The organism is Peribacillus sp. P4_C12, assembly GCF_056402095.1.
In genome coordinates this window covers 1-13773 of record NZ_JBFUIB010000029.1, presented here as the reverse complement: position 1 = coordinate 13773, position 13773 = coordinate 1, and the positions used below count along the sequence as shown (strand labels likewise).

The following is a 13773-nucleotide window of genomic DNA, read 5'->3' as shown; positions in this document are numbered from 1 at the left end:
TCCGAAAGTATTTATATATTTTAAGGAGGAAATAACATGTCTAAACGTAAAAAAATCACAGTAGTTGGTGCTGGTTTCACTGGAGCAACAGCAGCATTCCTAGCAGCTCAAAAAGAACTTGGTGATATCGTTTTAGTTGATATTCCACAAGCTGAAAACCCAACAAAAGGTAAAGCACTTGATATGGCCGAGGCAGCTCCAGTTCAAGGTTTTGACGCTAACATCATCGGTACTTCTAACTATGAAGATACAGCTGATTCTGACGTAGTCATCATCACTGCTGGTATCGCTCGTAAACCTGGTATGAGCCGTGACGATTTAGTTCAAACTAACCAAAAGGTTATGAAATCTGTAACTAAAGAAGTAGTCAAATATTCTCCAAATACAACCATCATCGTTTTAACAAACCCAGTAGACGCAATGACATACACTGTTTATAAAGAATCAGGTTTCCCTAAAGAACGCGTAATTGGACAATCTGGTGTACTTGATACAGCTCGTTTCCGTACTTTCGTAGCTCAAGAATTAAACCTGTCTGTTAAAGATGTAACTGGTTTCGTTCTTGGTGGACACGGTGACGATATGGTTCCTCTAGTGCGTTACTCTTACGCTGGCGGAATTCCTTTGGAAACATTGATTCCTCAAGATCGTTTAGAAGCAATCGTTGCTCGTACACGTACTGGTGGCGGAGAAATCGTTAACCTTCTTGGAAACGGAAGTGCATATTATGCACCGGCTGCAGCTCTAGTAGAAATGGCTGAAGCTATCCTTAAAGACCAACGTCGCGTTCTACCTTCTATCGCTTACCTTGAAGGCGAATACGGATTCAAAGGAATCTACCTTGGCGTGCCAACTGTACTAGGTGCAAATGGTATCGAACAAATTATCGAACTTGAATTAACTGAAGACGAAAAAGCATCACTTTCTAAATCAGTTGAATCAGTTAAAGCAGTAATGCAAGTTTTACAATAAGAGACATTGAAAGCATCTTAATATGACTGCCCGGAAGAATGGAAGGGAAGGCTAAGCTAAGGCCTTATCCTCCCATCCAACCGGGTAGTTTTTTTCTGGCCGTTTCTAACCGGGACTTAATTAATCCATGTTTAATAACCATAAAGAAGACGATGATCCCTGCTGATGGTAGGATTACTTTTCAATGATGTTTTTTTTATGTGTAAATTTCATATAATATTCTTTATAATAGAGTTGGATGAGTAGACTGAAAAAAGTCTCAGGGGTAATACATAATTCAGGAGGATCTAATGTCAAAGAAAATTCTCGTAGTGGATGATGAACAATCAATAGTTACCTTACTTCAGTATAATTTAGAACAGGCAGGCTATTCAGTAGTTACAGCTTTAGATGGGGAAGAAGGTCTGCAGGCTGCTGTGGATATACGACCGGATTTAGTCGTATTGGATCTGATGTTGCCTAAAATGGATGGGCTTGAAGTGTGTAAACAGCTTCGTCAGCAAAAAATCAATATACCCATTTTGATGTTGACAGCTAAGGACGATGAATTTGACAAAGTGCTTGGTCTTGAACTAGGGGCGGATGATTACTTAACCAAACCTTTTAGTCCTCGTGAGGTGGTTGCCCGAATTAAGGCAATACTAAGAAGATCCCAGCTTCAATCGACTGGCAATGAAACAAATCTTGATCAGGAAGATGGATTCCTAAAATTAGGCGGCTTAAAAGTCTATCCTGAACGTTACGAAGCATTCTTTGATGAACAACAATTAGAATTAACTCCAAAGGAATTTGAATTACTTTTATACCTTGCAAAGAATAAAGGAAGAGTTTTAACGAGAGATCAGCTCTTAAGTGCGGTTTGGAATTATGATTTTGCGGGAGATTCGCGAATCGTTGATGTCCATATTAGCCACCTTCGTGAAAAAATAGAGCAAGATACAAGAAAACCTCTTTATATCAAAACGATCAGGGGCTTGGGTTATAAGCTTGAGGAGCCAAAAAAGAATGACCACCTATCGTAAAAAGCTTCTTTATACTCTCATCATGTTGGTGATGGTCGTCATGATGGCCGTGGGCTTTTTATTGGGACATTTGTTCAAAAGTTATTATATTAAAACATTTAATGAGCGTATACAGAACGAAACATTTTTCATTTCTACATATATTCAGGAGCATGGGGGGATTACATCCTTTTTGGAAGAAGGGAAAACGGCAAAATTAACACCCTTGTTAGATTCCAACTTAACCATCCTCTCAGCGAGTGGAGAGATTTTATACGATTCAACATCGTCAAATGAGCTACATAAAAACCATGCCAATATCCTTCGAAAGATCATCTTGGAAAAAGGTCTTAAGCAAGAAGAAGGATATGAAGTTATCGAGGGAGAATCGGATCTCCATTATTATTGGAAAACGATTGAAAAGGATGGAGAAATTGAAGGATTTGTCGTTCATAGCAACGAAATAGAGGCCATCCACCAAGTTAATAAGCAAATGTGGCAAATATTGATCATTTGTTTAGGGGTAGCCTTGATCATTATCCTCATGCTTGCGAGTAAAATCACTTCTTATTATACCCGGCCGATTGAGGAAGCAACGATGGCAGCCATTGAATTGGCAAAGGGGAACTATAGAACTCGGACATTCGAGCAGCATTCTGATGAAACAGGGATGCTCACGACTTCGCTAAACATATTAGCGAGGAATTTACAGGAAACAGAAACGGCTAGGGAAATGAATCAGGATCGTTTGGAAACACTGGTTGAAAATATCGGTAGCGGTGTCCTATTAATCGACAGTAAGGGCTATACGACCTTAATTAACCGGGAATTCAAAAAAAGCTTCGGAGTAAACTCGGCTACGTTTTTGTTTCAAGTATTTTACTCGGTCATTAAAGATAAAGAAGTCATTTCTATAATAGAGGAAATTTTCCGGACGGAAAAGACAATAAAACGCCAAGTGAAAATACCACTTGCCATTGAACGTAAGCATTTTGAGATATACGGGGCTCCGATTATCGGTACTCATGACGAATGGAAGGGGATTCTCCTCATTTTCCATGATATTACCGAATTGAAAAGGCTCGAGCAAATGCGGAAGGATTTTGTGGCCAATGTATCCCATGAACTAAGAACACCGATTACTTCTATCAAAGGCTTTTCAGAAACGTTGCTCGATGGGGCTTTAAAAGACGAAAAAACATTGAAGCACTTTTTATCCATTATCTTGAAAGAAAGTGATCGGCTGCAAGAACTCATTCAGGAACTTCTTAATTTATCAAAAATGGAGCAACAGGAATTTGTTTTAAAAACAGGCGACGTGGATATTACAAATGTCCTTGGTGATATACAAGAGATGCTTATTGGTAAATTGAAGGAAAAAGAAGTTTCTCTTGAGATAAAATCTTCTTCGAAACCTGTTTTTATTGAAGGGGAATCAGACAGGATCAAACAGGTTTTCATTAATTTGATTACTAACGCGTTGACATATACACCAAATGGAGGGTGGGTCACCGTGAACGTCACTGAAAATGAACAAACGGTGGATATTGTAGTCCAAGATAGCGGTATCGGTATTGAAGAAAAAGAACTTCCAAGAATCTTTGAACGGTTTTATCGCATTGATAAGGCAAGGAGTCGTGATTCAGGAGGAACAGGCATCGGACTCGCTATCGTCAAGCATATTATAGAAGTCCATAAAGGTAAAATCAAAGTAGAAAGTACGCCGGGATCGGGTACGACTTTTACGGTAACGTTAAATAAAAGCTTAAAAGGAAAAGTGTAGGAAGTGTGTGAATTTACATGTCCTTTACAATTTCTTTAAACTGACTTCATAATGGGGGGTTAAAATGGTTGTACAACCCCTCATCCAAGGAGTTAGGCGAAGACAGAGACACTAAGTCTCTGTCTTTTCTTTTGTCTATTTTCCTCTTTACCTACCTTCTATACTATTTTCATTAGGAAAATATTTGATTTTTATGAAACTTTAGACCCTTCCTTGCGTAAATAAGATATAACGGCAAATAAGGGGTGATACATATCGTCAGTTTAAAAAGGATATATACAATCACAGGACTAGTATTTCTTATTTTAATTTTTGGTGTAGTTGCGATATCGACCTGGTACACGGTAGATGAATCCGATCAGGCTGTCATTATGACGTTTGGTAAGGTAGAGCAGACGATTACAGAACCAGGCCTTCACTTTAAGCTGCCTTGGCCGATTCAGTCGGTTGAAAAACTATCGAAAGAAACATTCAGTCTTAAATTTGGATACAAGGAGGAGAATGGAGAGGTAACAGATTATCCGAGAGAGACCAAGATGATTACGGGGRATGAAAATATTGTTCTTGCTGACCTAGTGGTTCAATGGAAAATCACAGACCCTCCAAAATACCTGTACAATGCAGATGATCCAGAGAAAATTTTATATGACACGACTTCCGCTGCTTTAAGAAGTATTATCGGAAGCACGAAAATTGATGATGCACTTACTTCCGGTAAAGCACAAATTGAAGCAGATGTCCGGGAACTGCTATCACAGTTAATGGAGAAATATGATGTAGGCATATCAATATCTGCGGTTAAGCTCCAGGATGTGGAGTTACCGAATGAAGAAGTGCGGAAAGCCTTTACGAATGTCACAGATGCTAGAGAAACGGCGAATACGAAAATCAATGAAGCGGATAAATATGAAAACAAACGTATTAATGAAGCTGAAGGGGAAAAAGACGCCATTATCTCACAAGCAAATGGTGATAAAGCCGCTCGTACGGAGGCTGCTCGTGGGGATGTAGCGGTCTTTGAAAAATTATATAGTGAATATAAAGGCAATAAGGGTATTACAAAAGACCGTCTTATTATTGAAACGCTTGAGGAAGTATTGCCGAATGCAGAGATTTATATCATGAATGATGATGGAAATACAATGAAGTACTTACCACTTCGCTCACTAGAAAAAGAGGAAACGAAAAAAACGCCTATTCCTGAAGAAGAAACGAAGAAGGAGTCTGTACCTGAAGAAAAAGCGACAGGGGAAGGAGGCACCAAACAATGAGCGGAAAAGTAATTGATTTTAATGAAATGAGGAAAGGTAATTTTCACTGGGGAGGCTATGTTAAAATAGGGATTTTCTTCATTATATTTATCGTGTTGCTGCTGATTATCTTCACCAATGTGTATATCGTCAAGGAGGGTGAATATAAAGTCGTCCGCCAATTCGGTGAGGTGGTTAGAATCGATAAAACCCCAGGATTAAAGGCGAAGGTACCATTCATTCAAAGTGTGGTTACCCTGCCAAAATATCAAATGAGTTCTGATGTGTCAGAGGCGGAAATCAATACAAAAGATAAAAAGCGGATGCTCATCGATAACTATGCGGTCTGGAGGATAGAGGACCCAAAAAAATTGATCACCAATGCAAGGACACTTGAGAATGCGGAAACGAGAATGGAAGAGTTCATCTATTCGGCAGTACGTTCAGAGTTGGGTCAGTTGAATTATGATGAAATTATTAATGATGAGAAGTCATCGAGGGGAAGCTTGAACGACCGTATTACGGAGAAAGTTAACGAACTGCTACAAAAGGACAGTTACGGGATCAGTCTAACTGATGTCCGGATAAAACGGACGGATCTGCCTGCGGAAAATGAAGAATCCGTCTTTAAAAGGATGATTTCCGAGCGCGAATCGAAAGCGCAAGAGTACCTATCCAAAGGAGATGCGAAGAAAAACCGAATTATTGCGGATACTGATCGAAAGGTAAAAGAATTGCTTTCGACTGCAGAGGCAGATGCAGAAGTAATTCGGGCTGAGGGAGAAGGGGAAGCAGCGAAAATTTATAATAAGTCGTTTTCCAAAGATCCTGATTTCTATAAACTATACCGGACGCTTGAATCTTATAAAAAAACGATTGGTGATCAAACGGTCATCGTTCTGCCATCAGATTCACCGTACGCTAGCTTGTTAATGGGAAATACAAAATAGCATAGTCGCCGTCATTTTTCTTTCCACTTCTACTCATGGTAGAATAGAGAAAGAAAATGAACGGCTTTTTGCGTTTATAAATAGAAGCTGAACTACATAACCCTGTGTGACTGGAGGAAGACGAATTTGGATAAAAAGTTAGTACTCATAGATGGAAATAGTATTGCTTACCGCGCATTTTTTGCGCTTCCGCTCTTGAATAATGATAAGGGTGTACATACGAATTCGGTGTACGGATTTACCATGATGCTTAACCGCATTCTTGAAGAAGAAAAGCCAACGCATATTCTTGTGGCCTTTGATGCCGGTAAAACGACATTCAGACATGAGACATTTAAAGAATACAAGGGTGGACGCCAGAAAACGCCGCCTGAATTATCCGAGCAATTCCCCTTTATCCGCGAGTTGCTCGACTGTTTCCAAATAAAAAGGTATGAATTGGAAAATTACGAAGCCGATGATATTATCGGTACGCTGTCTCTACAGGCGGAAAGAGATGGTTTTGAGGTAAAAGTCATTTCCGGTGATAAAGATTTAACCCAATTGTCTTCCCCGAGTACGACGGTTTCAATCACGAAAAAGGGAATCACTGAAATTGAGGAATATACACCAAAGCATATACATGAAAAATACGGCCTTTCACCCCTGCAAATCATTGATTTAAAAGGGTTGATGGGTGATGCTTCCGATAATATTCCTGGCATACCGGGAGTTGGTGAAAAAACGGCACTTAAATTATTACACCAGTTTGAAACGGTTGAGAACCTGCTGCGTTCGATTGATGAGGTAAGCGGTCAAAAATTGAAGGAAAAAATTGAAGAACATAAAGACCTTGCTTTGTTAAGCAAAGAGCTTGCGACAATTACAAGGGAAGCGCCAATTCAAGTTATGGTCAATGAGACCGAGTACAACGGAATGGACCAGGAAAGGGTTATTTCATTTTATAAAGAGCTTGGTTTTTCCACGCTGCTCGATAAATTGGATGTTTCAGAAAGTGTACCGATTGAACAAGAAAAAATTGAGGTTCACACTTCGGAAATGACTGCAGAGTTGTTTGTTGATGGAAGTGCTTTATATGTTGAAATCTTAGAAGATAATTATCATCATGCAGACATTCTTGGAATAGCCGTCAGCAATGAAAATGGCCATTTTTACTTCCATGGTGAGACGGCACTGACTTCAGATATATTTAAATCTTGGGCAGAAGATGAAACAAAAAAGAAAACGGTTTTTGACGCAAAGCGCACGGTTGTAGCACTGCGCCATCGAGGAGTCGAAATAAAAGGCATTGATTTTGATGTGTTTTTAGCATCATATATCCTAGATCCTGCAGAGTCAGTGGATGAAGTGGCCGAAATCACAAAAACTCAAGGAACCATACGTCTTGAAACCGATGATATTTTTTATGGAAAAGGTGCAAAACGCAAGGTACCCGAAGAATCTGAATTGAGAGATCATATCGCCAGAAAAGCGAAGGCTATCTTTTCTTTAAAAGAACCTATGGTTGAAAAGCTGCAGGAGTTTGAGCAATACCATCTGTTAACGGAACTTGAGCTGCCTTTGTCCATTATCTTGGCTAATATGGAGTGGCAGGGTGTTAAGGTAGATATTGGACGACTAAAAAAAATGGGGCAGGAATTAGCCGTTCGATTAAAAACCATCGAAGGGCGAGTTTTTGATCTGGCTGGAGAGGCTTTCAATATCAATTCACCGAAACAACTTGGTGTAATTCTTTTTGAAAAGTTAGAGCTTCCAGTATTGAAGAAAACTAAAACAGGCTATTCTACGTCAGCTGATGTGCTGGAAAAATTGGAGAGCCAGCATAATATTGTGAAACAAATTTTACTTTACCGTCAGCTTGGTAAGTTGCAATCCACCTATATTGAAGGCTTGCTCAAAGTAGTCAATCGGAAAACAGATAAGGTACACACTCGTTTCAACCAAGCATTGACTCAGACCGGCCGATTAAGCTCGACAGATCCTAACCTTCAAAACATCCCAATCAGGCTAGAGGAAGGCCGGAAAATCAGGCAGGCGTTTATCCCTTCTGAAAAGGATTGGATTATTTTTGCTGCTGACTATTCTCAGATTGAGTTACGAGTACTTGCGCATATCGCCAATGATAGCGGCCTAGTTGAAGCGTTTCAGGCAGGGATGGATATCCATACAAAAACAGCGATGGATGTTTTCCATGTATCAGCAGAGGAAGTCACTTCGAACATGAGACGCCAAGCGAAAGCGGTTAACTTTGGGATTGTCTATGGTATAAGTGACTACGGACTTTCACAAAGCCTTGGCATTACTAGAAAAGAAGCGGGAGAGTTCATTGAGAAGTATTTAAGAAGCTTTCCTGGTGTACAGGAATATATGGAAGAAAGCATACATGAAGCTCGTCAAAAAGGATATAGTACGACTTTGCTGCAAAGAAGGCGTTATATTCCTGAGATTACAAGCCGTAATTTCAACATTAGAAGTTTTGCCGAACGGACAGCCATGAACACGCCAATTCAAGGCAGTGCAGCAGATATCATCAAGCTTGCCATGATTAATATGAATAAGCGTCTGAAAAAAGAGGGGCTAAAAACGAGAATGCTTCTACAGGTGCATGATGAATTAATTTTTGAAACACCTCCGGAAGAACTCGAAATCCTTAAGAAAATCGTGCCAGAGGAAATGGAGAATGCTATTGAATTAAATGTGCCTCTCAAAGTGGATTATGCTTACGGGCCAACATGGTTTGATGCCAAATAATAAAAGATAGGTGATTAGTTATGCCAGAACTTCCTGAAGTAGAAACAGTTAGAAGAACGTTAGAGCAGCTCGTACTTGGAAAAGAAATCAAGGAAGTGTCCGTCTTCTGGCCTAAGATTATTAAAGCACCTGAACCTGTCGAACAGTTTCAGGATGCTTTAAGAGGGCAGACAATTCAGCGAATAGGYCGTCGAGGCAAGTTCCTCATTTTCACACTGGATGATTATGCATTGGTTTCGCATTTAAGGATGGAAGGGAAATACGGAGTGCATCCAAAAGAAGAGCCGTATGATAAGCACACTCATGTTATTTTTACTTTTACGGATGACAGTGAACTTCGGTACCGGGATGTCCGGAAATTCGGGACGATGCATTTATTTACAAAAGGGGAAGAACTTGAGCAGATGCCACTATTGCATTTAGGTCCTGAACCGCTATCAGAAGAGTTTACAGTCGAGGGGCTTCGTGCGAAGCTGGCAAGAACCAGTAGGAAGATTAAGCCAGTTCTTCTAGATCAAACTGTTGTCGTTGGAATTGGAAATATATATGTGGACGAGTCTTTATTCCGTTCCGGGATTCATCCAGAGAGAATAGCTTCTTCACTTACGTTAGAGGAAATTAAAAAGCTGCATTCCGAAATCATAGCAACGTTAGGTGAAGCGGTGGAAAAAGGGGGAAGTACGATTCGTTCGTACATTAACTCTCAAGGGCAAATCGGCATGTTTCAGTTAGAACTTAATGTTTACGGACGTAAAGGAGAGAACTGCAAAACGTGCGGTACACCACTTGAAAAGCTGGTTGTAGCCGGACGCGGCACACATATATGCCCGTTGTGTCAGCGACTTAAGTAGTCAATGTTTTTTCAAACACATCGGATGGGCTCCTTCCATATACTAGGGTAGCAACGAGAAGGGAAGGAGTAATAATTCCGATGTGGCTACAAATTATTTTTCTTGCTTTTGCAGTAAGTATTGACGGTTTTGGCGTAGGTTTGACATTTGGTATGCGAAAGATGAAAATCCCCTTAAAGTCAATAGCGGTCATCTCATTTTGTTCGGCACTGAGTTTAGGCATTGCGATGGTCATCGGGCAGTTCATCAGTCAGCTTATTTCTGTCGGAGCGGCTGAAAAAACTGGGGGCATCATTCTCATTTTTCTTGGTGCCTGGATGGTATACCAGTATTTTAAGCCTGAGAAGGAATTGAACGACGAGAGATATCATGAAAAAATCATCTTTAACTTTGAAATTAAATCACTTGGAGTAGTCATAAATATTTTACAAAAACCATTGAATGCCGATTTTGACAAATCAGGAACAATTACTGGTATTGAAGCACTTGTTCTCGGGTTTGCACTTTCGCTTGATGCGTTCGGAGCTGGAGTTGGAGCAGCTATGATCGGGATTTCTCCGATTATTCTCGCAATATGCATCGCTGTAATGAGTTCAATCTTCATTTGGAGCGGACTTCAAAGCGGGAAATTGCTTTCAAATAATAAAATTGTGCAGCAGTTAACCTTTCTTCCGGGCGTGCTATTGATTTTAATTGGTGTATTCAAGTTATAATAATTGATTTAAAAGGGGGAGCTTATGGGACAAATCATTGGAATCACCGGGGGGATTGCAAGCGGGAAAAGCAGCGTCAGCCTCTATATACAGGAACTCGGTTTCACGATTGTAGATGCAGATGTGGCTTCCCGCGCAGTCGTAGAGCCAGGTGAAGAAGCCTACCATCAAGTAGTAAAAGCTTTTGGTGAAGATATTTTATTGGTGGATGGCAATATTGATCGGGTGAAATTAGGGTCTATTATATTCCATGATCAAGAAAAGAGATTGCTTTTAAATAGTATCGTGCACCCTGCTGTTAGGAATTGGATGCGTCTAAAAACGGAAAAGGCACTCGCTGCAGGGGAAGAAACGGTATTTATGGATATTCCGCTCCTATTCGAAAGTAAGTTAACATTCATGGTTGAAAAGACTCTATTGGTATATGTAGATGAGCGCGTTCAATTGGAACGCTTAATGAACCGGAATGGATTATCAGAGACAGATGCACTTGCAAGAATTCATTCACAGATGCCGTTAGCTGATAAAAAAGTTTTAGCGGATGCGGTCATTGATAATAATGGGAATCTTGAGGAAACAAAGAAGCAGGTTAAAACCGTACTTTGCAATTGGAATGTCTTATAAATGAGAAAAAAGGGAGAAGCCTTATGGTTTCTTCCTTTTATTTTGAAAAAATAACAACAATCCGCATTTTTATTAGCACAATTGCACTTAATTATGTTATACTAATTACATATGAGAGGTAATAAGTATAACATTAATATTTTCAGGAGGGTCCGAACAATGAATTCAAGAATAGCGATTAACGGATTTGGGAGAATTGGAAGAATGGTTTTCCGAAAGGCCATATTAGATGAGAGTTTGGACATTGTTGCCATTAATGCAAGCTATCCTGCTGAAACTTTAGCCCACTTACTAAAATATGATACGATCCATGGTAAATTCGACGGTATAATTGTAGCGGAAGATGATTCACTTGTAGTGAATGGCCGCCGTGTACAACTAATAAATAACCGCGATCCAAAGCAATTGCCTTGGAAAGAGATGAACATAGATATTGTAATCGAAGCTACGGGCAAATTCAATGATCGTTCTAAGGCGGCTCTTCATTTAGATGCAGGGGCAAAAAGAGTTATTTTATCCGCTCCGGGTAAAAATGAAGACGTTACCATTGTAATGGGCGTCAATCAGGAAGCGCTAGAAATTGACAAGCATTTTGTTATATCCAATGCATCTTGTACAACTAACTGCCTTGGACCAGTTGCGAAAGTGCTCGATGAAAAATTCGGCATTGACAACGGTTTAATGACAACGATTCATTCTTATACAAATGACCAAAATAATATCGATAACCCGCACAAAGACTTAAGACGTGCTCGTGCAGCTGCAGAAAGTATCATTCCTACTACAACAGGAGCGGCTAAAGCCATTTCTCTTGTTTTGCCTCAATTAAAAGGCAAACTTCACGGTATGGCAATACGTGTACCAACACCTAACGTTTCTTTAGTCGATCTTGTTGTGGACTTAAATCATGATGTAACGATTGATGAAGTGAACCAAGCATTCATTGACGCATCAGAAAATGAACTTAAAGGCATTATGGAATTCACGACAGAACCTCTTGTTTCGAGTGACTTCAAAACTAATCCGCACTCTGCAATCATCGATGGTCTATCAACGATGATGATTGGGAATAGAAAAGTGAAAGTTCTTGCTTGGTATGATAACGAGTGGGGTTACTCAAACCGTGTAGTGGATCTTGTGAATTTAGTAGCTTCCGAGTTGAAAAAAACAGAAGTTCAATTATCTGCTAATTAGTTGAATAAACCCGAGTCTGCTGAGTCTTTTAGCGGGCTCGGGTTTATTTTTAGCGAATTTTTAATTCTATTTTTAGCGGTTAATGTGAATTTTTTTTTGCGAAGTGATAAACTGCTATGAAATGATTCAAAGGGCAAGGACTCCATTAAGAAAGCCCTTACATTTTTTTCGTATAAACATTATCTTGCCGAAAATTCAAAATGGCAGTTGCAAAAAAAATTCAAACAATATATACTATGAATCGTGAACTTCTTCAAAAGAGAGTTTGCATGATGGCTACTTAAAGGGTTAGGACCTCTTTGGACTAACTTTCCCCCGTGGTAGTTGTTAGAAGTTATGTAATTTTTAATCATGGTAAGGGGGAAGCTTAAAATGGAAACAGCTTACACTATGGAAACAATGGGTAGACATGTCATTTCTGAACTTTGGGGTTGTGACTTTGAAAAACTGAACAATATTGATTTGATTGAAAAGATTTTTGTTGATGCTGCCTTGAAGTCAGGCGCAGAGGTTCGCGAAGTAGCATTCCACAAGTTTGCTCCACAAGGAGTAAGTGGGGTTGTCATCATTTCTGAATCACATTTAACGATTCACAGTTTTCCAGAACACGGCTATGCAAGCATTGATGTCTATACATGTGGTAATTTGGATCCGAATATTGCGGCAAACTATATTGCTGAAGCTTTGAATGCGCAAACACGTGAAAACATTGAACTTCCACGTGGATTAGGTCCGGTACAAATGAAAAAAGCCAATATAAGTGCCCTATAAAAAACGTATACACAGAGATGCCATGGGTGCATCTCTTTTTTAATGCAATAAATTAGCAAGCCGGCTTTAAACTAAAGATTGTGACTAGTAAAAAGCATAACGACTCTTGATAACGCTCCTTAAAAAAAGTGCCTACTGTTGGAAGTTACACTTTTTACTTGTACTGGCTGTTCCTTTTAATATAAGATTGAGATAGAAGAGTAAATCCTTGGGGAACATTTAGATAGGGGAGTCCTACATAAAATACGGAGCTGATAATGATGAAATGCCCATCATGTCAATATAATGGAACAAGAGTGCTCGATTCCAGGCCAGTCGATGAAAGTAAATCGATTCGACGACGCCGTGAATGTGAGGCATGTGGTTTTCGATTCACGACATTTGAAAAGGTAGAGGAAACGCCGCTGATTGTAGTGAAAAAAGGCGGGACACGGGAAGAGTTCAGTCGTGATAAAATCCTACGTGGCTTAATCAGGGCCTGCGAAAAACGTCCAGTTCCACTAAAGGAATTGGAGCAAATTACCAGTTATGTAGAAAAGGAATTGCGCAACCAGGGCATCGCAGAAGTGAAAAGTGACAATGTCGGCGAAATGGTGATGGACAAACTGGCAGAAGTCGATGAGGTTGCCTATGTTAGATTCGCTTCCGTATATCGACAATTTAAAGATATTAATGTCTTTATTGATGAATTGAAAGATTTAATAAATAAAGAAAGAAAGTAGAGCTGAAGATTTACTTTGGCTCTTTTTTCACTACATCTTTTGAAAGGTTTGAATGGAGATGTCAATGCATTGGCAAGAATTGCTCCCAGCGGATTCATACTTGGTTTCATCTGCGGGGCTGCTTCATGATTATGATCGGAAAATACTAACCCGACTATATCAACCTCTTATTGGACCGATCTGTATTAGCC

At 39.7% G+C, this 13773-nt stretch carries 12 protein-coding genes; all 12 read left to right on the top strand.

The features are described from left to right. Positions 1 to 36 precede the first annotated feature (36 nt). Positions 37 to 972 (top strand): malate dehydrogenase, encoded by a 936-nt coding sequence (gene mdh, locus AC1DUW_RS07880; RefSeq protein ID WP_053347267.1) that lies wholly within the window; start codon positions 37 to 39, stop codon positions 970 to 972. A gap of 290 nt (positions 973 to 1262) precedes the next feature. Then, entirely contained in the window at positions 1263 to 1994 is a 732-nt protein-coding gene (locus AC1DUW_RS07875; RefSeq protein WP_053347266.1) for a response regulator transcription factor, read from the top strand. Continuing rightward, a complete protein-coding gene (gene pnpS, locus AC1DUW_RS07870) occupies positions 1978 to 3756 on the top strand; it encodes a two-component system histidine kinase PnpS (RefSeq protein ID WP_053347265.1) in 1779 nt (592 codons plus the stop codon). Before AC1DUW_RS07875 ends, pnpS begins: the two co-directional genes overlap by 17 nt. A gap of 254 nt (positions 3757 to 4010) precedes the next feature. After that, positions 4011 to 5027: an FtsH protease activity modulator HflK gene (hflK, locus tag AC1DUW_RS07865; protein ID WP_477642301.1), complete on the top strand. Its 1017-nt coding sequence runs from the start codon at positions 4011 to 4013 to the stop codon at positions 5025 to 5027. Next, positions 5024 to 5956, top strand: coding sequence for a protease modulator HflC (gene hflC, locus AC1DUW_RS07860; RefSeq protein ID WP_053347264.1), 933 nt, complete (start codon positions 5024 to 5026; stop codon positions 5954 to 5956). The genes hflK and hflC overlap by 4 nt, the downstream gene beginning before the upstream one ends. A 126-nt stretch (positions 5957 to 6082) precedes the next feature. After that, complete coding sequence (polA, locus tag AC1DUW_RS07855; protein WP_477642299.1) at positions 6083 to 8707, top strand: DNA polymerase I; 2625 nt, start codon at positions 6083 to 6085, stop codon at positions 8705 to 8707. Between the two features lie 20 nt (positions 8708 to 8727). Next, positions 8728 to 9558, top strand: coding sequence for a DNA-formamidopyrimidine glycosylase (gene mutM / locus AC1DUW_RS07850; RefSeq protein WP_053347262.1), 831 nt, complete (start codon positions 8728 to 8730; stop codon positions 9556 to 9558). Between the two features lie 80 nt (positions 9559 to 9638). Next, positions 9639 to 10271, top strand: coding sequence for a sporulation membrane protein YtaF (gene ytaF, locus AC1DUW_RS07845; protein ID WP_053347261.1), 633 nt, complete (start codon positions 9639 to 9641; stop codon positions 10269 to 10271). Positions 10272 to 10295: 24 nt separating this feature from the next. After that, positions 10296 to 10895, top strand: a complete 600-nt coding sequence (coaE, locus tag AC1DUW_RS07840) for a dephospho-CoA kinase (protein WP_053347260.1) — start codon at positions 10296 to 10298, stop codon at positions 10893 to 10895. A gap of 159 nt (positions 10896 to 11054) precedes the next feature. Further along, entirely contained in the window at positions 11055 to 12089 is a 1035-nt protein-coding gene (locus AC1DUW_RS07835; protein WP_053347259.1) for a glyceraldehyde-3-phosphate dehydrogenase, read from the top strand. Positions 12090 to 12479: 390 nt separating this feature from the next. Then, entirely contained in the window at positions 12480 to 12860 is a 381-nt protein-coding gene (gene speD, locus AC1DUW_RS07830) for an adenosylmethionine decarboxylase (RefSeq protein ID WP_053348147.1), read from the top strand. A gap of 260 nt (positions 12861 to 13120) precedes the next feature. Next, on the top strand, positions 13121 to 13582 hold the full coding sequence (gene nrdR, locus AC1DUW_RS07825) for a transcriptional regulator NrdR (protein ID WP_053347258.1): 462 nt from the start codon (positions 13121 to 13123) through the stop codon (positions 13580 to 13582). Positions 13583 to 13773 lie beyond the last annotated feature (191 nt).

Coding starts and splice junctions, on each gene's coding strand:
- mdh (WP_053347267.1), top strand. CDS start 37: ATGTCTAAACGTAAAAAAATCACAGTAGTTGGTGCTGGTTTCACTGGA.
- AC1DUW_RS07875 (WP_053347266.1), top strand. CDS start 1,263: ATGTCAAAGAAAATTCTCGTAGTGGATGATGAACAATCAATAGTTACC.
- pnpS (WP_053347265.1), top strand. CDS start 1,978: ATGACCACCTATCGTAAAAAGCTTCTTTATACTCTCATCATGTTGGTG.
- hflC (WP_053347264.1), top strand. CDS start 5,024: ATGAGCGGAAAAGTAATTGATTTTAATGAAATGAGGAAAGGTAATTTT.
- ytaF (WP_053347261.1), top strand. CDS start 9,639: ATGTGGCTACAAATTATTTTTCTTGCTTTTGCAGTAAGTATTGACGGT.
- coaE (WP_053347260.1), top strand. CDS start 10,296: ATGGGACAAATCATTGGAATCACCGGGGGGATTGCAAGCGGGAAAAGC.
- AC1DUW_RS07835 (WP_053347259.1), top strand. CDS start 11,055: ATGAATTCAAGAATAGCGATTAACGGATTTGGGAGAATTGGAAGAATG.
- speD (WP_053348147.1), top strand. CDS start 12,480: ATGGAAACAATGGGTAGACATGTCATTTCTGAACTTTGGGGTTGTGAC.
- nrdR (WP_053347258.1), top strand. CDS start 13,121: ATGAAATGCCCATCATGTCAATATAATGGAACAAGAGTGCTCGATTCC.